At 72.5% G+C, this 19,500-nt stretch carries 13 protein-coding genes; 2 read left to right on the top strand and 11 right to left on the bottom strand.

Going from position 1 to position 19,500, the window contains the following annotated elements:
* Positions 1-84: 84 nt before the first annotated feature.
* Positions 85-2,811 (bottom strand): glucosidase, encoded by a 2,727-nt coding sequence (locus ABGB16_RS11390; protein ID WP_347667971.1) that lies wholly within the window; start codon positions 2,809-2,811, stop codon positions 85-87.
* A gap of 42 nt (positions 2,812-2,853) precedes the next feature.
* Between ABGB16_RS11390 and ABGB16_RS11385 the strand changes: the two genes are divergently transcribed.
* Both ABGB16_RS11385 and ABGB16_RS11380 read left to right on the top strand, forming a co-directional pair.
* Entirely contained in the window at positions 2,854-4,797 is a 1,944-nt protein-coding gene (locus ABGB16_RS11385) for an amylo-alpha-1,6-glucosidase (protein WP_347667970.1), read from the top strand.
* A 348-nt stretch (positions 4,798-5,145) separates the two neighbouring features.
* Positions 5,146-5,955, top strand: a complete 810-nt coding sequence (locus tag ABGB16_RS11380; RefSeq protein ID WP_347667969.1) for a metal-dependent hydrolase — start codon at positions 5,146-5,148, stop codon at positions 5,953-5,955.
* Positions 5,956-5,987: 32 nt separating this feature from the next.
* Here the strand turns inward: ABGB16_RS11380 and ABGB16_RS11375 are convergent, their stop codons facing one another.
* From ABGB16_RS11375 to ABGB16_RS11330, 10 genes are all read right to left on the bottom strand, one after another.
* A complete protein-coding gene (locus tag ABGB16_RS11375) occupies positions 5,988-7,016 on the bottom strand; it encodes a phosphotransferase (RefSeq protein ID WP_347667968.1) in 1,029 nt (342 codons plus the stop codon).
* A gap of 203 nt (positions 7,017-7,219) precedes the next feature.
* Positions 7,220-7,702: a hypothetical protein gene (locus ABGB16_RS11370; protein WP_347667967.1), complete on the bottom strand. Its 483-nt coding sequence runs from the start codon at positions 7,700-7,702 to the stop codon at positions 7,220-7,222.
* A gap of 177 nt (positions 7,703-7,879) precedes the next feature.
* Positions 7,880-11,323, bottom strand: a complete 3,444-nt coding sequence (locus ABGB16_RS11365; RefSeq protein ID WP_347667966.1) for an ALF repeat-containing protein — start codon at positions 11,321-11,323, stop codon at positions 7,880-7,882.
* Between the two features lie 623 nt (positions 11,324-11,946).
* Positions 11,947-12,444 carry a hypothetical protein gene (locus ABGB16_RS11360; RefSeq protein ID WP_347667965.1) on the bottom strand — a complete coding sequence of 166 codons (498 nt, stop codon included), beginning with the start codon at positions 12,442-12,444 and terminating at the stop codon, positions 11,947-11,949.
* A 170-nt stretch (positions 12,445-12,614) separates the two neighbouring features.
* Positions 12,615-13,208: an NTP transferase domain-containing protein gene (locus ABGB16_RS11355; protein WP_347667964.1), complete on the bottom strand. Its 594-nt coding sequence runs from the start codon at positions 13,206-13,208 to the stop codon at positions 12,615-12,617.
* Positions 13,209-13,396: 188 nt separating this feature from the next.
* Complete coding sequence (locus tag ABGB16_RS11350) at positions 13,397-15,106, bottom strand: bifunctional 3'-5' exonuclease/DNA polymerase (RefSeq protein ID WP_347667963.1); 1,710 nt, start codon at positions 15,104-15,106, stop codon at positions 13,397-13,399.
* A gap of 27 nt (positions 15,107-15,133) precedes the next feature.
* Positions 15,134-16,087 (bottom strand): carbohydrate ABC transporter permease, encoded by a 954-nt coding sequence (locus ABGB16_RS11345; protein ID WP_347667962.1) that lies wholly within the window; start codon positions 16,085-16,087, stop codon positions 15,134-15,136.
* Between the two features lie 13 nt (positions 16,088-16,100).
* A complete protein-coding gene (locus ABGB16_RS11340) occupies positions 16,101-17,042 on the bottom strand; it encodes a sugar ABC transporter permease (RefSeq protein WP_347667961.1) in 942 nt (313 codons plus the stop codon).
* A gap of 36 nt (positions 17,043-17,078) precedes the next feature.
* Positions 17,079-18,494 (bottom strand): N-acetylglucosamine/diacetylchitobiose ABC transporter substrate-binding protein, encoded by a 1,416-nt coding sequence (ngcE, locus tag ABGB16_RS11335; protein ID WP_347667960.1) that lies wholly within the window; start codon positions 18,492-18,494, stop codon positions 17,079-17,081.
* Positions 18,495-18,519: 25 nt separating this feature from the next.
* A complete protein-coding gene (locus tag ABGB16_RS11330) occupies positions 18,520-19,482 on the bottom strand; it encodes a MurR/RpiR family transcriptional regulator (protein WP_347667959.1) in 963 nt (320 codons plus the stop codon).
* Positions 19,483-19,500 lie beyond the last annotated feature (18 nt).

Genomic DNA, 19,500 nt, shown 5'->3' with positions numbered 1-19,500 from the left:
ATTTCGTCGAAAGCGCACGAAGAGAGGGCTCTGTCGACACCACGCGGCGTGGAGAGAGCTCACGAGGCGTACCGGCTCGCGCGGTCAGCGGCGCAGGGTGAGGATCAGGTCGGCGACCAGCGCCGTCCAGCCGGTCTGGTGCCACGCCCCCAGCCCCGCGCCGTTGTCGCCGTGGAAGTACTCCGGGAAGGCGATCAGATCCCGCCAGTCGGGGTGGGTCTGGAACAGCTGGCAGGCGCCGTAGATGGGCCGCCGCCCCCAGCCGTCCCGGGTGAACAGCGCGATCAGCCGGGCGGACAGGTCGTCGGCGATCTCGTCGAGGCTGCGCTTCACCCCGGACCGGGTCGGGTACTCGACCTGGAGGTCGTCGCCGAAGAACGCGGCGTAGTCGCGCAGCGCGCCGATCAGCAGGAAGTTGGTGGGCATCCAGATCGGGCCGCGCCAGTTGGAGTTGCCGCCGAACAGGCCGCTGGTCGACTCGGCCGGCTCGTAGCCGACCCCGAACTCCTGCCCGCCGAGGGTCACGGTGAACGGCTTGTCCAGGTGGGCGCGGCTGAGGGTACGCAGGCCGTACTCGGACAGGAACTCGTCGGCGTCGAGCATCCGGGCCAGCAGCCTGACCACCTGCTCGGGGCCGACCATGGACAGCAGCCGCTGCTGGCGGCCGTCCGGGCCGATCCGGCGGGCGCCGATCACGTCGGCGTACTCGGGGCGGTTGGCGAGGAACCAGCGCACCCGCGCGCCCAGCTCGGGCAGCCGGTGCAGGGTCCGGGCGGTGAGCCGGGTGGTGGCCGCCAGCGGCAGCAGCCCGACCACCGAGCGCACCTTCAGCGGCACCATGGTGCCGTCGGTGAGCCGCAGCACGTCGTAGAAGAAGGCGTCCTCGTCGTCCCACAGCCCCTGCGAGTACGCGGCGGCGGCGATGTACGCGAAGTGCTCGAAGAACTTCGTGGCGGTGTCCGCCCAGGCGGGGTCCCGCTCGGCGAGCACGATGGCGATGTCGAGCAGGTTCAGCGCGTACATGGCCATCCAGCCGGTGCCGTCGGACTGTTCCAGGACCCCGGCCACCGGCAGGGCGGCCGACCGGTCGAACGGGCCGACGTTGTCCAGCCCGAGGAAGCCGCCCTCGAAGAGGTTGTTGCCGTTGACGTCCTTCCGGTTGACCCACCAGGTGAAGTTGATCATCAGTTTGTGCATGACCCGGGCGAGGAAGTCGTGGTCGCGGGAGCCGTCGATCTCGAACACCCTCAACGCCGCCCAGGCGTGCACCGGCGGGTTCACGTCCCCGAACGCCCACTCGTACGCCGGGATCTGCCCGTTGGGGTGCAGGTACCACTCGCGGAGCAGGAGCAGCAGCTGCGACTTGGCGAAGCCGGGATCGACCCGGGCGATGCTGACGCAGTGGAAGGCCAGGTCCCAGGCCGCGTACCAGGGGTACTCCCACGGGTCGGGCATCGAGATCACGTCGAAGCTGTTCATGTGGCACCAGGCGCTGTTGCGCCCGTGCCGGCGGCCGGCCGGCGGCGGCGCCGAGCCGGGGTCGCCCTCCAGCCACCGCTTGACGTCGAAGTGGTAGAACTGCTTGCCCCACATCAGCCCGGCGATGGCCTGCCGGGCGACGAGCGCCTCGTCGGCGGTGGCGGCGGCCGGGACGACCCCGTCGAAGAACCGGTTCGCCTCGGCCCGGCGCGCCCAGACCACCGCGTCGAAGCCGGCGCCCAGGTCGGCCGGCGGGGGCGTGGTCCCGCCGGGCGGCGGGGCGGTACGGGTCAGCCGCAGCCGGATCTGCCGCTGCCCGCCCGCCGGCACGTCGAGCACGTAGTGCAGGGCGCCCTTGGTGCCCTCCCGGTCCGGGTTGACCGTGGCGGCGCCGTTCACGACGTGGTCGTTGATCCCGTCCTTCGGGTACGGCGAGCGGCCCGGCAGCCCCCACAGCCGCTCGGCGTTGGTGTCGTTGTCGCACAGCAGCGGGACCGGGTCGCCGTCGCCCTCCAACAGGATCTGGCCGAGCACCCAGTGTTCGCCGAGCAGCCGGGCCCCGACGCCGGAGCCGGCGGGCGAGCCGACGATCCGGGGCACCCGGTCCCCGCCGGGCAGCCCCCACGCCCAGGTGTTGCGGAACCACAGCGTGGGCAGCACGTGCAGCCGCTCGGCGGTGTCCCCCCGGTTGGCCACCGTCACGACGACGCACATGTCCGTCGGGGACGCCTTGGCGTAGTCGACGGTCACCGCCCAGTACCGGTCGTCGTCGAAGATGCCGGTGTCGACCAGCTCGTACTCGGTGTCGTCGCGGCCGCGCAGCGCGTTGACGGCGACCAACTCGTCGTACGGGAAGGCGGCCTGCGGGTAGTGGTAGCGCCAGCGCATCCAGGAGTGGGTGGGCGTGGAGTCCAGGTACCACCAGTACTCCTTGACGTCCTCGCCGTGGTTGCCGCCGTCGCCGCCGAGGCCGAACATCCGCTCCTTGAGGATCGGGTCGCGCCCGTTCCACAGGGCGAGGGCGAGGCAGAACGTCTGCCGGTCGTCGCAGACGCCCGCCATGCCGTCCTCGTTCCACCGGTACGCTCGGGACCGCGCGTGGTCGTGGGGAAAGTAGTCCCAGGCCGTACCGTGTTCGCTGTAGTCCTCCCGTACCGTCCCCCATGCCCGTTCCGAGAGGTAGGGACCCCATGCCCGCCAGTCCTGCTCGCCGGCGTCGGCCTGGGCCAGCCGGAGCCGCTCGGCGTCGGGCGCGGGCGCGGAAGGGGTCGGCACGTCCGTGATCACGTGCCCATCTTCGACGCCGCCCGGGTACTTCACCACACGGGCCATTCTCGTCGTGGCGCGTCACACCGCGCCGCCGCTGGAGGAAAGTTGATCGAAATGCGGTTCGGTTCCCAGGTGTGCGGAGAGCTGCCGGCCGGGGCGGCCAGGGAGTGGCTGGTCCCGGACGGCCGGGGCGGCTACGCCATGGGCACCGTCAGCGGGCTGCGCACCCGGCGGTACCACGGGCTGCTGGTGGTCGCCGGCGCGACGCCGGCGTCCCGGAAGGTGGGACTGGTCAGCCTGGACCCGGCGGTCGGCCTTCCCTCCGGGGCGCGGGTACGCCTCGGCGCGCACGAGTGGTCCTCCGGCGCGGTCGACCCGCGCGGCTTCGAGCTGCTCGAACGCTTCGACCTGACCGACGGGCTGCCCCGCTGGCGGTGGCGGATCGGCGACGTGGTGATCGAACGCGAGCTGGCCATGGCGTACGGCCGGTCCTGCGTGGCGGTGGTGCACCGGCTGGTGTCCGGCGGCCCGGTGACGCTGGACCTGTCGGCGGCCTGCACGTGGCGGGACGCCCACGGGGAGCGGCGCGCGGACGGCCCGGCGCCGCGGGTCGAGCCGGTGGCCGGCGGCGCGGTGGTCGACGGCGCGTTCCGCCTGGCCGGGCCCGGCTGGACGCCGGCGGGGCAGTGGTGGCTCGGGGTGCACCACCGCGAGGAGGCCGCCCGCGGGCTGCCCCCGGAGGAGGACCTCTGGCACGCCGGGCGGTTCTCCGGTGCCCTGGAGCGCCCCGGCGACACCGTGTCGGTCCTCGCCTGGGCCGACGACCTGACCGCCGAGCCGGCGCCGGCGACGGAGATCGTCGAGGCGGCCCGGCGGCGCAACCGCCGGGTGGTGGCCGCCGCCCGGCCGGCCGACGCGACCGAGGCGACCCTGACCCTGGCCGCCGACGCGTTCGTGGTGCGCACCGCCACCGGCCCGGACGTCGTCGCCGGCTACCCGTGGTTCGGCGCCTGGTCCCGGGACACCATGACCTCGTACGAGGGGCTGTTCCTCTGCACCGGCCGGGCCGACGAGGGCCGGGAGCTGCTGCGGGCGTACGCGGCGACGCTGTCGGAGGGGATGCTGTCGAACACCGCCGACACGGGGCGGGTGGAGTACAACACCGTCGACGCGACGCTGTGGTTCCTGCACGCGGTCGCCCGGCACGTCGCCGTCACCGGGGACACCGACCTCGGCGACGAGCTGCTGCCGGAGCTGCGCGGGGTGGTCGACGCGCACCTCGCCGGCACCCGGTACGGCATCGTGGTCGACCCGGCCGACGGCCTGATCACCCAGGGCGGCACCCCGGGGACGGCGCTGACCTGGATGGACGCCCGGGTGTACGGGGTGCCGGTCACGCCGCGCACCGGAAAGCCGGTGGAGGTCAACGCCCTGTGGGTCAACGGGCTGGCCGGCCTCGCCGAGCTGGCCGAGCGGGTGGGCGGGGACGCCGCGGAGCTGCGGCGGCTGCACGCCCGGGCCGCCGCGTCGTTCCAAGACCGGTACCCGGCCCCGGCCGGCTGGCTGCACGACGTGGTGGACGCGCCCGCGCCGGCGTACCCGCTGGGCGGCGCCCCGGTCCACGACGACGACTCGCTGCGGCCGAACCAGCTGCTGGCCTGGTCGCTGCCGTACGCCCCGGTGGAGCCGGACGAGCCGACCCTGCGCCGGGTGGCCGCGGGCCTGCTCACCCCGCTCGGGCCGCGCAGCCTCTCCCCCGACTCGCCCGGCTACGTGGGGCGGCACCGGGGTGGGCCGGCCGAACGCGACGGCGCGTACCACCAGGGCACCGTGTGGCCCTGGCTGCTCGGGCCGTGGGTGGACGCGGCGCGGCGGGCGAAGCTGCCGGTGGACGGGTTCCTCGTCGGGGTCGACGCCCACCTGACCGAACACGGCCTGGGCTCGGTCAGCGAGACGGCGGAGGGGGAGCCTCCGCACGCCGCGACCGGCTGCCCCTTCCAGGCGTGGTCGGTCGCCGAGGTGCTGCGGGCGCGGCGGGCCCGCCGGTAGCGCTTTACACGCCGGCAACGGCGGCGTCGCGGCTGGTTGTCGAGGCGGTGGGAACCGGTCCCGGGCGCGGCGCCGGCATCCGGAGCATGGCCTTCGCGCCACCGAACGGGTGATCCACTCCATGTCGCCGACATGGCGGGATCCCGTGGCTCGGACACCACCATGTCGCCGACATGGAGTCGATCAGCCGACGGACAGCAACCGGGACGGGGCCGGGTGGGGCCCGCCGTGGCCGGCGTGTCGGCGACATCATCCCCAGTGGACCGTCCGGGTGATTGCCCCCGGGGCGGTCGCTCTGCGAGAGTGGCGTAGTTTGTCGATCAAGAACCCTGGGGAGGGCGAGGCGTCATGATGGGACCGTCCCACGCGCTGTCCGGCGCGGCGGTGTGGCTGGCCGGCTCCTGGGCGCTCGACCAGTTCGCCGACTACCATCAGACGCCGCTGGCGGTGGCGGTCGGCACGGCGGTCTGCGCCGGCGGGGCGCTCTTTCCCGACCTCGACCTGTCCGGCAAGGTGACCCGCAACCAGGGCGGCGCCACGGTGGCCCGCACCTTCGGCGTGTTCAGCCTGTTCCTCGCCGAGGTGATGGAGAAGATCTCGCTCGGCGTCTACTACGCGACCAAACTCAGCAAGGACCCGAAGCGCAACAACGGCCACCGCACCCTGACCCACACGATCCCCTTCACCGCGCTGGTGGGCTGGGGCACCACCGCGCTCTGCGCCGCGTACGGCAAGTGGGCGGTGGTCAGCATCCTGTTCTTCATGATCGGGCTGGCGCTGCGCGGGCTGTTCGACCGTTGGGCGGAACGGGCCGGCTGGGTGATCGTCACCCTGGCCTCGGCCGCCGCCGCGTGGTACACCTTCGCCAACCTCCCCGGCGACCGGGGCTACCCGATGATCGGGCTGGCCGTGGGCGTGGGCTGCTTCGTGCACATCCTCGGCGACATGATCACCCGGGCCGGGGTGCCGATCCTGTGGCCGATCCCGATCAAGCGCCGGATGTGGATGATGATCGGCCTGCCGAACAAGATCGCCCTGCGTACCGGGAGCAAGGCCGAGGTGGTGGTGCTGCGTGCCGCCATGACCGCGGTCGCCGTGCTGGCCGCCGTCGGCCTGGTCGCCCCCTCGGTCCTCCGCAAGTTCAACATCGACATCTGACGACCGCCGGCCGGCGTCCGCGGCGCAGACGATCAGCCGAAGCAGGCGCCCGTCCAGCGGGCGAGCAGTTCCAGTACGGGCCGGCGGCCGGCGAACATCTCGGCCTCGCCGCGCGGGTCGTAGCTCTGCCGGGTGCCGCCGCCGATCCGGTCGAGCATCAGCGGGGCCAGCCAGAAGTACTTCGCCGCCCCGGTGAGCCGGACCGCGCGGACGACGGTGTCCGGGTCGACGGCCCCGCGCAGCCCGTCGACGTACCGGTCGACGACCGCGGCGGCCACGTCGTCGATCCCGGCGACGTCGACCAGGCCGTCGAGGAAGGTGTCCAGCACGAGGTTCGCGGCGTCCTCGCCGATCGGGCCGGGGCCGACGAAGGCCCAGTCCAGCAGCACCGGGCCGGCGTCGGCGAACATCAGGTTCATCGGCCAGCAGTCGTGGTGGCACAGGGTTTGCGGCAGCCGGTCGACGGCGGCGAGCAGTTGGTGCCGGCACTCCCAGAGCGCGCGCAGCGCCCCGCGCAGCGGCGCCGGCCACGCGGCGGCCGCCACCGGATGGTCCCAGGGGGCGGGCGGGGTCACGGGCCGGGTCAGCGTGTAGTCGCGCAGCCAGTCGCGGGCCAGCCAGGCGTACCCGGGCGGACGCCCCAGCCAGGCGGCGTGCCCGACGCCCAGCCGGTACGCGACGTCGCCGAGGTCGGCCGCCGCGCCGGATGTGCCCGGCCGCCCGGCCACATCCGCCAGCCACAGCGCGACCGAACCGTCCGGCCGCTCGTCGACCGCCAGGAGTTCGGGGGCGGCCAGCCCGGCGGCGGCGTACGCCCGGGCGGCCAGGCCGCTGCGGTACGCCTCGACCTCGCGCCGCCAGTAGTTCCAGTGCCCGGGCTCGGCGCCGCCGACCCAGTGCGCGGGGCCGTCCCGACCGGGCGGCGTGATCAGCTTGAGCACCGCCGGCCGGCCGCCCAGCCGCGCCCGCCAGATGCCGCCGGTGACGGTGTTGAACGGGTTGTGGGTCAGCGGCTCGGCGGTCTCCCCGGCGGGCACCAGGTCGACGGGAGGGCGGGACACCACGCTGACCCTACCCGCGCCGCGCCCCGGGGCGCCCCGGGCGCCCAGGTGCCTCCGGTTGCGGCCCGGGGTGACGACATGTGCGGCCGGACCGCGCGGCGGCGATCCCGCCGCCGATCCGAGGACCAGCGGTCCCGGGTACAGCGGCGGGATCGTCACGCGCCTCGTCGGTCACAGCGACGGCCGAGGCGTCGCCGGCACGGCTAGGCGGTCAGCCGGATCTCGAGCAGCGTGGCGAGCCCCTTGGTCTCATCCTCGCCGACGCCGACGCCGCGCCACGCGCCCTTGACCAGCTGCACGGTCTCGGACTCTCCGTCAACGGTGATCTTGGCGCTGCCGTTGTTCATGTCGCCCCGGATCGAGTAGACCTCCTCGATCTCCATCGTCAGCCAGCCGACGTTGGACGTCGCCTTGAAGCAGATGTACCCGCTGAGGGTGTTCACCCAGATGAGCTCGTTGGTGACCGCCGTGGGGCAGTCGGCCAGCATGATCGTGCCCGAGCCCTTGATCAGCTTGATGCCCTTTTCAGCAAGGATGGCGGCGGCGCCCGGGTAGCTGTAGTCCTCCTCGATCGAGGGAGGCTCGGTGACCTCGGCGGCCAGGGCGCCGGCGGAGCCCACGACGCCGATGGCGAGGATGCTCGTGACACCCACACCAGCGGCCAGGATCTTCTTCGAAATCTTCACACTTGCCTCTCTCACTACAGTGGTCACCGCCCGACGACGCGAGCGGCCCTTGTTTCCGGTATGGACAGTCATCGCCCGGCGGTGGTTCGGCACCGGTCGCCGGGACGGAGGGCTTACCCGCCGACCAGAACCGGCCACTGCACCAGTGTCGCAGCAGCCGGCCCCGGTCAAGCAGCCCTAGAAATTGATCGTCTCGGTCCACTTGATGTTCTGCGTGGTGGTGGACATCGGCCCACCATTCGAGTTGACGATGTTGTTGAGGGGGTTGCCGATGTAGCGGTGCCACCAGTCGGTGTAGCCGACGACCGGGGGGTGCGTGGCCGACTCGATCGAGGAGTCGTTCTGCAGGAAGAACTGGACCTTGGCCGTGCCCGCCTCGCGGTCGATGTCGGTGACGTAGAACTCCAGCCGGTAGGAACCGATGTAGGTGACCGCCAGGTTGCCCGTCTGGCCGAGCGTCAGCAACGTCGAGTAGTCACGGAGGTACTTCTGGACGCCGTCGGTCCCGCCCAGGCCGTAGTCCCAGTTACCGATACCGTCGCCGTCGCCGTCACCGGCGCCGCCCGCACGAAGGCTGGCGATGATGCTCTCCCGCGCCCCCTGGAGATGCTCGTGCTGCTTCATCAGTTCCGTCATCGGATCGCCGTCGAAGAAGAACTGCTCGCGGGGCCCCGTTCCGGTCAGCCACTGGACACCCAGCTGGAACGGCGTCGTGCTGTTGGCTCCGTCGCTCTGCAGCTTGGTCCACCACGGTGCCTTCGAGGCCTCCAACTCGGCCTGCATCAGCTGGATGTACTCGCCCACCGCCTCGACGGCGAGGACGGCCGCTTCGGCCGCGCTCTTGCCGGCTTCGAGTGCGGACACCCGGGCAGCCTGGGCCGACTGGGCGGCGTTGGCCGCGTAGTACGCGGCGCTGCGGCTCGAATCGGTGGCCCGGTTCGCCGACTCCTGGGCATCCTGGGCGGCGCGGTTCGCACTGGCGGCCGCCGCCGCCGCGGTCTGCGCCGAGTTCGCCGCGCTGATGGCCGACTGTTCGGCCTGATCGGCTGCCGCGTCCGCCTGGGCCGCGTAGTCCGCCGCCTGGCTCGCCGAAGCCTGCGCGTCGAGCGCGTACTGGGCAGCCTCCTCCGCCGCGTCGCGCGCCAGGGCCGCCGCCTCCGCGGCCTTCTGAGCGTCCCGCAGGGCACCGGCGGCATACGCCGCCGCGTCCGACACGTACTGCTGGACGGTGGCGACATGGACCGCGGTCTCGTAGTCCCGCTGCGCGGCCTGGTAGCGGACGACCTTCAGGAAGTGGACGAGATACGACGACGGACCGGCCAGGGCGACCTCACCCGCCGCCTTCACCTCGGGACCGCCGGTCATCATGATCTGGTTGACCTTGATGCGGTTGTCCGTCTCCGCCGCGACGTACTGGCCCGTCGAGAGGAACTCCTGCCGGTCCTCGTAGGTGCCGTCGAGGGCGGCCTGCCCCGCCTTCTTCATGGCAGGCCCGCCGGTGGCGATCAGCTGGTTGATCAGGATCTGGTCGTCCGCGTCCTTGCCCTCGTAGTACCGGGTCTGGAGGAACTCGACGACGTCCTCGTGCGTCCCGTCCAGGGCAGCCTGCGCGGCCTCCTTGAAGGCAGCCTTGGTCGAGGTTGCCGACAGGTACATGACCCGGAACCGGTCGTCCTGCTCGCCGGCGATCTCCAGCCCCGCGAGCACGTACTGGCGGACGTCCTCGTCGGTCCCCGCCAGGGCCTCCTCAGCCGCGCTCTGCGACCACGGGCCGCCGGCCTTGACCAGCCAGGCCGCAACCCGGCGACCGTTGCTGACCACCGTCTCGGTGGAGGCGCCCGACGCGCGGGCCTCCGTCAGCCACTGCTGAGCCTGGGCGTCGAGGCGGACCTGCTCCTCCGTGTCCCACTTCAGCTTCGCCAGGTATTCCTGCTCCGCGACCTTGGCCTCGCCCGCCGCCTGCAACTTCTGCGCGGTCTGCAGCTGGAGGCGCTCCGCGTCGGCGACCCGGGCCGCCTTCTCGATGGAGTCGGCCTGGTTCGCCGCGGTCACGGCCAGGTTCGCCGCGGCGAGAGCCGCGTCGGCGTGCTGCTTGGACTTCTCCGCCGCCTGGGCCGCGTCACCGGCATGGGCGGCGGCGTCCTCCGCGGCCGCGGCGGCCGCCTCGGCGTGGTCGGCTGCCTGGTTGGCAGCGTTGCGGGCGTCGTAGGCAGCCTGCGCCGCCTGCCTCGAATAGGTCTGGGCAGCGGCAGCGGCACGGCTGGCCTCCCGGGCGCGGCTGCGGGCCAGCGCAGCGGCGTCACGGGCCCGCTGCGCCTCCGCCGCCGAGACTCCCGCCTGCTGGCTGGCGGTCTCCGCGGCAGCGGCGGCCCGGTCCGCGTTGCTCGTCGCGCTCTTCGCCGCGTCGGCCGCCGTCCCGGCAGCCTCGGACGCCTTGCCGGCCGCGTCGGCCGCCTGCGCGGACTGGCGGGCGGCGGCGGCGACCGCGCGGGCGTTCGCCGCGGCGTCGCGGGCGGCCTGGGCCTTACCGGCGTCCAGCGCTGCCGCCGAGGCCTGCCGGTACGCGTCGGCGGCAGCGTGACGGGCCCGGGTTGCGGCCGTCGCCGCTCTCGATGCCGCGTTCGCGGCGACCCGCGCCGCGGCGTTCGCCGCGTTCGCCGCGCTGATGGCCTGCTGTGCCGCCTGCGCCGCCCGCTTCGCGGCGTCAGCCGCGCGCCCCGCGGCCCTGGTCGCCTTGTCGGCGGCCTGTCCCGCCGCCGCGGTCTCGGCGGCGGCACGCTCCGCGGCCTCCTTGGCCAGCCTGGCGGATTCGACCGCCTGGTCCGACGCGTCGATGGCCTGCCGCGTCTCGCGGGCGGCCAGTTCGCCCGCCTCCTTGGCCAGTTCGGCCTGCTCCGAGACCGACGCGATTTCCTGGTCGCGGGCGCGGGCGACGTGTTGACCGGCGACGAGGAACTCCATCAGATCCTCGGGCGTCCCGTTGAGAGCGGCCTCCGCGGCCGCCTGCATCGCCGGCCCGCCCTGGGCCTTGAGCTGGTTCGCCCGGATCCGGTCGTCGTTGGTGCGGGCCTGGTGCTGCCCGTGGAGCAGGAAGTCGGCTACGTCCGCGTCCGTACCGTCCAGGGCCGCCTGACCGGCGGCCTGCACGTTCGGCCCGCCCTCGGCAATGATCTGATTCGCACGGATTCGCAGGTCAGAGCCGAGCGGGGCCTGCCAGCCGTTCTCCAGGAACGCCTGCACCTGCGCCGGCCCGGCGGCGATCGCCGCCGCGCCGGCCTGGCGGATCGCCGGACCACCCCCGGCCATCATCTGCTCGAGGCGCTCACGGTCGTCGAACTGCTTCGCCTCGACCTGCCCGGATTCGAGGAACTGGCTGAGCTGTTCCGGAGAACCCAGGAGAGCGGCCTCGGCGGCCCTGACGACGTTCGGGCCGCCGGACCGCAGCAACGTGACAGCCGTCCGGCGGTCGGCGGTCGTCACGTCCTCGGCGGCGGCCGGCGACGCGGCGAGAATGCTCGGAGCGGCGATCGCGACCGCCGCGAGCGCGGCAGCGAGGCGTCGTCTGCCGCCGACACCTCTGTGGTGGAGCCGGTCCGGCCGGCTGATGTCACTACTTGTCACTTGGTCCCCCGTGGTGGGCCGGCACTGACAACGCTCCTGCGGGAACGACGACGGCGCCGATGACGGATACAGGAGAAGGGCACCGACCCTCAGTTTCCGGGGCGGTGCGAGATGCATGGAACACAGCGACGCGATGAACCGGGCGACTGCCAGGGAAAGGTCCGGCGGCCCACAGGAACTACACGACCGTGGAACGGCGCGGAAAGGCTGCAGCGAAAATTGGCGGCCGCAGCGTCCGCCAGAGCCCGAAAGACATGGCAATCCCCGTTGTTGTTCGATCTTGTCGCATGGACGTCCATCAGGCTACTGACCAAGCATTGTCCGCACAAGACCGGATCGACGAACGACTCTGCAACCCCTGGTCTTCCCCGACGCTTGGGCGCCAGTCAGGACCGCCGACATCCAAGGGCCGGCTCGTGAGCACACAGGAGCGGCAAACAATTCCGCCTCGGAAGATCGCAAGCAGACCCGAGCAATTCCGGAGCGATGCGTCCCCAATGCGATCACCATCGACACACTTCTAAGTGCCAGCGATGGCAGGCCGCTCAGTTGAAGTGCACCCAAATCGTCGCCTGCCGGGTCGGCAAAACGGTCCCGACGCTCGCTGCTTCGCTGCGGGACGCCTAGGTCCTGGGGCGGTACCGGTATGCGGGCCCGCCGACCGGTAAGCGCAAGGCGCGCCAGACTCTCAGCTTGCGGGCAAGCCAATAGCTGCCGTAGAAGACACCGAGGTACGCGAGAACGGGGGGCAACACGACGATCGGTGAGATCGCCATCGCCAGCCCGATCCTGGGCAGATCCGTCGCCACACCGCCGCCTGCGGTGAACCCGACACTCAGCACCACCGCGACAGCACAGGCGATGAGGCACTGAGCGAGGAGGCCACGCCGACGCCCTGTCAGGTCCCCGGCCACGACGGCGGGAATGAACAGCAGAGGAACCGTCACGAGGCCCACAAGGCCGGCGAGGACGGCCAGCAGCGGGCCGGCCAACGGACCGCCGAGATTGGAATTCGTCGCGACCGCGCACACGAGCAAGCCCAGGTAGGCGACGACACCTTCGACGACGACCACCAGCCAGGCAGCGACAGCCCCAGCCAGATGCCGGGCGACAATGGCCATGTTGCTCTCCCCGTTCCGTGGTTCATCCACATGAGTCACCACGTTGGCGCGACCCTACCACGGTACGGCCGGGTCGTCGGCCCCTCAGCGAGCCGAACGCGGGGAGCGACGACGGCCGAGGACGCCCCGGTCCCCGCGCCCCCGACCCCGCCGTCGGGAACCCGGACGGGTCACACGCCGACCCGCTGGGGCGGGACGCTGAGGCCGTACAGGGCCATCAACTCCGGGGTGTCGACCCGGCTGCCGTCGGCCACCGAGTCGCAGGCGATGTCCACGATCTCGTCCTTGTGCGCCAGCAGGTACGGGCGGGCGCCCACGTCCGCGCTGGCCAGCGTCGCGATGCCGGACCAGTGCCGGCGACCGAAGAGCATCGGGTAGCCGCGCAGCCCCTCGTAGGTGGCGCAGACCAGCACGTTCGGGTACGGCAGCGCCGCCACCCGCCGCACCGCGGCGGCGGTGAGGCCCGGCATGTCCACCGGCACCACCACGACCGCCTCGATTTTCTCGTCGGTCAGCGCGGCCAGGCCGGCCCGGATCGAGGACCCGACGCCGGTGCCCCAGGCCCGGTTGACCACGACCGTGGCCCCTGTCAGGTTCGTCATCTCACGGACCTGGTCCGCCGCCGGGCCCAGCACGACGACGATCTGCCCGCACCCCGCCTCGGTCAGCGTGTCGACCATCCGGTCCACCAGGGGCAGATCGCCCTGGTGGAGCAGCGCCTCCGGGCCGCCGATGCGGCGTCCGCCGCCGGCGGCGATGATCATTCCTGCGGTCCGGTTCAGCGGGCCACCTCCACTGTCGACGGGGACCCGCCCAGCCGCACGCCACGTCCGTCCCCTCGTACGCACATGGGATGCAACGAGCGCACCGGCGATGGGTGGCGGGGCGAAACGGATATTTGCCGCAGTACGGCCATCCGGCCCGGGCCGCGGACGTCCGCCGTCGCCGGCCGTCAGGCCGCGTCGGCGTAGCACTCCACGACGGACAGGTCCAGGGGGAACCGGACCGGGGTCTCGCCGAACAGCAGGGCCGTCGCCCGAGCGCCGCTGTCGCGCACCGCCTCGGCCACCGCGTCGGCCTGCTCGGCCGGGCAGTGCACGACCACCTCGTCGTGCTGGAAGAAGACGAGCTCGGCGGCGGTGCCGGCGAGCGCCGTCCGCAGCGTGGCGAGCAGCGTCGAGGCCCACTCGGCGGCGGTGGCCTGGATGACGAAGTTGCGGGTGAACCGCCCCCGGGACCGGGCCGCCCGGGCTCGGGGCCCCCGCGGCTCGGCCGCCCCGTCCGGCTCGGGCACGGCGTCCTCGCCGTCGGGGGACCCCACCCCGCCGGGCGGGCACGTCCGCCCCAGCCAGGACCGGACCAGCCCGCCGGCCTCCCCGGTGCGGGCCGCCGCCTCGACGTACCCGAAGGCGGTCGGATAGCTGCGCCTGAGCACCGCGAGGGCGGGGACGGCCGCGCCGCCGGTCTGCCCGTACATCGCGCCGAGCAGGGCCACCTTCGCCCGGGGCCGGTCACCGCCGAAGGCGTCCTGAGCGAGGGCGGCGTACAGGTCGCCGGCCCCGCCCGCGGCGGCGAGCCGGGCGTCGCCGGAGACCGCGGCGAGCACCCGGGGCTCCAACTGGCCGGCGTCGGCCACGACGAACCGCCAGCCCGGATCGGCCACCACCGCCCGGCGGATCACCTTCGGGATCTGCAACGCCCCGCCGCCCCGGGTCGCCCACCGGCCGGAGACCACCCCGCCCGGGACGTACTCGGGATGGAACCGGCCGCCGCGCACCCAGGCGTCCCGCCACGCCCAGCCGTGCGCCGTCCAGATCCGGTAGAGCTCCTTGTACTCCAGCACCAGCGGCACGGCCGGGTGGTCCACCCCGCGCAGCACCCAGGCGCGGGTGTTCGGCAGCTCGACGCCTGCCCGGGCGAACGCCCTCAGCAGCTCGGCCGGGGAGTCGGCGTGCAGCTGGCGCAGCCCGAACGCCTCGGCGATCCGGGTGGCCAACTCGGCGAGCCGGCGGGGCGGGCCGCCGACCGGGGACGGCTCGCCCAGCAGCTCGGTCAGGACGGCATCGTGCACGTCGGCCCGCCACGGCAGGCCGGCCGCGCCCATCTCCGTCGCGACGAGGGCGCCGGCCGACTCGGCGGCGACCAGCAGCCGGAACCGGCCGGGGTGGTCCGTGGCGGCGACACGGGCGAGCTGATCGGCGTACACCCGGGTCAGGGCCTCGACGCCCGGGCCAGGCGGGCCGGGCAGCGTGTCGAACAGCGCGCCCTGGCCGTGTCCGGGCGGCTCGGCGGGGCGGGCCGGCGGATCGGGGGGCACCGGCGCCCCGGTCAGCCGGGCCCACGCGGCGGCGAACGAGCGCGGCTCGCCCCACCGGCCGGCGTGACCGAGCAGCAGCGCCTCGGTCAGCTCGACGTCGTGGCAGCGGTCGAGCCGGACCCCGGCGCGCAGCAGCGCCGGGTAGTCGGCGGCCCCGGAGGCCCAGACCCAGCGCGGGTGCCCGACGGCCTCCCGGGCGGCCACCGCGGCGGCGAGGCCGGCCACGGGCTCGGCCGGGCCGCTCGGCCGGCCGTCGGCGCCGAGCGGCTGCAGCACGCCGCCGCCCCGCTCGTCCGACACCACCGCCACCAGCACGTACGCGATTCTGCCTCGCGCCTGCGACACTCCCGGACCGGGCCGCCGGGGCGGGAACTACTTGCTGACGCCGGCCGTGAGGCCGGACTGCACCTGCCGCTGGAACACGACGTACACGATCAGCACCGGCAGCATGGCCATCGTCACCCCGGCGAACAGGCCGCTCCAGTCGGAGCGGTAGCCCTGGTTGACCGACAGCTCGATCAGCCCCTGGGCGATCACCTGGTTCTTCGGCTCCCCCGCCACCGACTGCATCAGCAGCGTCGGCAGGTACCACTGGTTCCACTGGCCGAGCACGTTGAAGATGCCGATGCTGATCAGGCCGGGCCTGGCCATCGGCAGCATGACGCTGAAGAACAACCGGCTGTGCGAGGCCCCGTCGACCAGCGCGGCCTCGGCGATCGAGTCGGGCAGCGTCCGGAAGAACGAGTGCATGAAGAAGATCGTGAACGACAGCGACCAGGCCACGTAGACCAGGATCAGCATGACGTGGCTGTTCGGGCCGAGCAGCGGCAGGACGATGCCCGTGTTGTAGACGCCCTTGAACAGCGGCACCGCGGCGAGGTAGATGGGCAGCGTCAGGCCGGACAGGAACATGTAGTAGATCAGCCGGTTGCCGCGGAACTCGTACCGGGCCAGCACGTACGCGGCCATCGAGCCGAGCAGCATGGTCAGGAAGACGCTGCCGGCCAGGACCAGCACCGTGTTCAGGAAGAACGCGCCGAGGTGGCCGGCCCCCCAGGCGCGGGAGAAGTTCTCCCAGTGCAGCCGGTCGGGGATCAGCGACAGGGGCGCCCGGATGACCTCCGAGTCGTCCTTGAACGCCGACATCACCACCCACAGCAGCGGGTAGATCACCATGACGGCCCAGACCACCAGGAACAGGTGGGAGAAGCCGGTGAAGACGCGCCCGCCGATCCCGCGGCCGGTGCCGGGCGGCGCCGGCCGCGGGGGCGGGGTCCGCCGGTCGGGGCGGGTCAGCCCCTCGGACGGGTGGGTCGCCGTGCTCATCGTCCAAGCCCCCTCAGAACTCGATCCGCTCACGGCGGGTGATTCGCAGTTGCAGCGCGGCCAGCAGGATCGTGAAGATCGCCAGCGCCACGCCCATCGCGCAGGCGTAGCCGAACTGGCCCTTCTGGAACGCGGTGAAGTTGAGCACCGACGCGAAGATCTCGCTGGCGTGGTTGGGGCCGCCCTGGCTGGGCGTCATCACGAAGACCAGGGCGTACATGTCCAGCGCGATGAAGCCGAGGTACACCCAGGCCACCGAGACGGTGTCCCGCAGCAGCGGCAGCGTGATGCGGAAGAACGTGTGGAACGGGCCGGCGCCGTCGAGGAGGGCCGCCTCGTAGATGTCCCTGGGGATCGACTGCATCGCCGCCGAGAACAGCACCATGTAGAAGCCGGCGCCGCTCCAGACCGCGATCAGCAGCAGCCACCAGAGCACCGCGGGCACGCCGAGGAAGGGCTCGGGGTCGGCGGTGAAGGCGATCGGGTTGTCGGGGTCGACCAGGCCGATCTTCATCAGCAGGCCGTTGACCAGGCCCTGGCCGTCGGAGCGGTAGATCTGCTGCCACATCACGGCGATCACCACGAGCGACAGGACCTGCGGGAAGAAGAAGATCACCTTGTAGAAGCCGGAGCCGAACACGCCCCGGACGCCGGCCCTGTCCTCGCGTCCGCCCACGTTGAGCAGGAACGCGAGGAACAGGGCCAGCGCGATCGTGAACAGCGGCACGGTCACCAGGAAGAACACGTTGTGCCAGAACGCCTTCCTGATGAGCTCGTCGGAGAACAGCCGGACGTAGTTGTCCAGCCCGACGAACTCCTGCCTGTCGGAGTAGCCGCCCCAGTTGGTCAGCGAGTAGCCGGCCGCCTGGGCGAAGGGCCACACCACGTAGAAGAGGTACAGCGCGACGGGCAGGGCCAGGAAACCCGTGACGAAGCGCGCGACACCGTGCCGCATCGTGTTCACCTGATCCTTCGAGGGATGCCCCGGCCCTCAGGCCGTCCGGGTCTGCTTCTTGATCGACGAGTCCTTGGCCACCTTGTCGGCCGCGGCCTGCATCTTGTCGACGAACTGCTGCGCGGTGAGCCGGCCGGCCATCAGCTCCTCGGAGAGGTTCTGGCTCTCCTTGTCCAGGTCGGCGTAGAAGTCCCAGAGCTTGACCTTGATCAGGTCCTTCGGGGCGTTGGCCATCAGTGCGTTGGCGGTGGCCAGCGCCGAGTCCTGCACCCCGTCGCCGGAGCCCTTGGTGGAGGCGAGCGACTTGGTCAGCGTGGCGAACTTGGCGGAGCCGGACTTGGACAGGACGGCCCGCAGGAACTCCTTCGCCGCCGCCTTGTTGGGGGCCTTGCTGGGCACCACCAGGCCCTCGCCGGCGCCGGCGAAGACGTCCTTGGGCGCCTTGTCGGTGGCGCCCAGGCTCCAGTAGTCCGACAGCTTCATCTCGAAGCCCGGCGGGATGGTGGTGGCCATCTCGTTCTTCAGCCAGGTGCCGACCTGGATGAACGCCGCCTTGCCGTCGAGCCAGGCCTGCTGGGACTGGGTGTGGTTGAGGTTGCCCGGCAGGAGCAGCTTGTCCTTGACCAGCTTCTCCCACGCCTCCAGCGCCGGCAGGACGCCCTCGGCCTTCCAGGCATTCTCCTTGAGGTTGTCGATGTCGAGGATCGCCTGCTTGCCGGCGGACTTCCACACCGTCGCCATCAGCGCCCAGCGGGGGTAGTAGCCGTGCACCGCGTCGTGCACGTACGGGGCGATGCCCTTGGCCTTGATCTTCGGCGCGAGGGCGAAGAACTCGTCGAACGTCTTCGGCGGCTCCCAGCCCTCCTTGGTGAACAGGGCGCCGTTGTACCAGTTGCCCCACACGGTGTAGGCGACGTTGACCACGAAGAACTTGCCCTGGAAGGTGCCGTCGGCAACGGTGCCGGGCAGCAGCGTGTCGGCCACCGTGCCCTCGCTGTCCCAGGCCGGGGCGGTGAGCAGGTCGTCCAGCGGCTCGATGGCGCCCTCGTTGACCAGGGTGCTGATGTCCATCATGTCGGCGCCCGAGTTCATGACGAGGTCGCTGGGCTGGGTCGCCATCTTGGGCTGCTCTTCGGTCTTGATCTTCTGGGTGGAGCTCATGTTGACGGTGACGCCGGCGTGCTTGGCGTTGAAGACGGCCTTGTCCTCCTTGGCCCACTGGTCGCCGAGGCCGCCGTTGAAGATCACCACCTTGACGGCGCTGCCGTCCTTGACGCCGAACGGGTTGTCCTTGCTCTTGGCGCCGCCGGCGTCGTCGGGCTTGCTCGGCTCGCTGCCCGCGCAGGCGCTGAGCAGGCCGGCGGCCGGGGTGACGAGCAGACCCGCGGCGGCGGCGCGGCGCAGCAGGCTCCGGCGGCTGAGGTCGGCCACGTTCTCGGGGGTAACGGACATCGTCGTCTCTCCTTGTGGTGTCGGGTCAGGCGGTGCGCCGGAGTCGCCCGGCTGCCTTGTGCCCGTCGACGGCCTGGGCGGTACGCCGGAAGGCCGCGTGGGCGCGGTCGTGGGTGCGCTGGGCCACGGCGATGTAGAGCAGGTCGAGCACGACCAGCTGCGGGTGCCGGGCCGACAGCGCGTCGGGGCGGAAGGTGGTCGCCTGGCTGGCGGTGACCAGCACGACGTCGGCCAGCTCGGCCAGCGGCGAGCGGGGGAATCCGGTGAGCGCCACCGTGGTCGCGCCGCGGCTGCCGGACTCGGCGAGCATCTCGATGGTCTCCCGGGTCTGCCCCGTGTGCGAGATGCCCAACGCCACGTCGCCGGGGCCCAGCAGGGCGGCACTGGCCAGCCCCTCGTGCACGTCGCTCCAGGCCCACGCGGCAACTCCGATGCGGTGCAGGCTGAACTGCGTCTCCTCGCCGACCAGCGCGGAGCCGGAGGCGCCGAAGATGTTGACCCGGCCGGCGCGGGCGATGGCCACGGCGGCCCGCTCCACCTCGGCGAGGTCGAGCAGCGCGGCCGTGTCGTGCATGGCCCGGGTGTCGGCGGCCATGATCTGGCCGAGCACCCGTTCCAGTGGGTCGCCCGGCTGGATCTCCCGCCCGATGTCGACGGTCCAGCCGGCGGAGCGGACCCGGCCGGTCTCGGCGGCGATGCCGAGCCGCAGGTCGGCGTACCCCTCGAAGCCCATCGCGCGGCAGAACCGGGTGACGGTGGCCGGCGAGGTGCCGCTGCGCTCGGCCAGCTCCACGATGGTCGCCCGCGCCGCGCCCTCCGGGTCGCTGAGCACGTGCTCGGCGACCCGGCGCAGCGCGCCGGTCAGCTCCCCCGCGCCGGCCCGGACCCGGGCGAGCACGCCCTCCGCCGGCAGCGCGCCCCGCCGGTCAACCGCCTCGGCGTCGACCACCGCGGTGCCCGCGGGGAGGTCCGCCTCGTGATCAACCATCGACAGCCTTTCACAAAA

Source organism: Micromonospora sp. B11E3 (genome assembly GCF_039871625.1).
Classification (GTDB): Bacteria; Actinomycetota; Actinomycetes; order Mycobacteriales; family Micromonosporaceae; genus Micromonospora.
This window is presented reverse-complemented; position numbering and strand designations above follow the sequence as displayed.

Excerpts from the sequence above, each read along its gene's own strand:
- ABGB16_RS11390 (WP_347667971.1), bottom strand. The coding sequence starts at position 2,811 with ATGGCCCGTGTGGTGAAGTACCCGGGCGGCGTCGAAGATGGGCACGTG.
- ABGB16_RS11380 (WP_347667969.1), top strand. The coding sequence starts at position 5,146 with ATGATGGGACCGTCCCACGCGCTGTCCGGCGCGGCGGTGTGGCTGGCC.
- ABGB16_RS11360 (WP_347667965.1), bottom strand. The coding sequence starts at position 12,444 with ATGGCCATTGTCGCCCGGCATCTGGCTGGGGCTGTCGCTGCCTGGCTG.
- ABGB16_RS11355 (WP_347667964.1), bottom strand. The coding sequence starts at position 13,208 with ATGATCATCGCCGCCGGCGGCGGACGCCGCATCGGCGGCCCGGAGGCG.
- ABGB16_RS11345 (WP_347667962.1), bottom strand. The coding sequence starts at position 16,087 with ATGAGCACGGCGACCCACCCGTCCGAGGGGCTGACCCGCCCCGACCGG.
- ABGB16_RS11340 (WP_347667961.1), bottom strand. The coding sequence starts at position 17,042 with ATGCGGCACGGTGTCGCGCGCTTCGTCACGGGTTTCCTGGCCCTGCCC.
- ngcE (WP_347667960.1), bottom strand. The coding sequence starts at position 18,494 with ATGTCCGTTACCCCCGAGAACGTGGCCGACCTCAGCCGCCGGAGCCTG.
- ABGB16_RS11330 (WP_347667959.1), bottom strand. The coding sequence starts at position 19,482 with ATGGTTGATCACGAGGCGGACCTCCCCGCGGGCACCGCGGTGGTCGAC.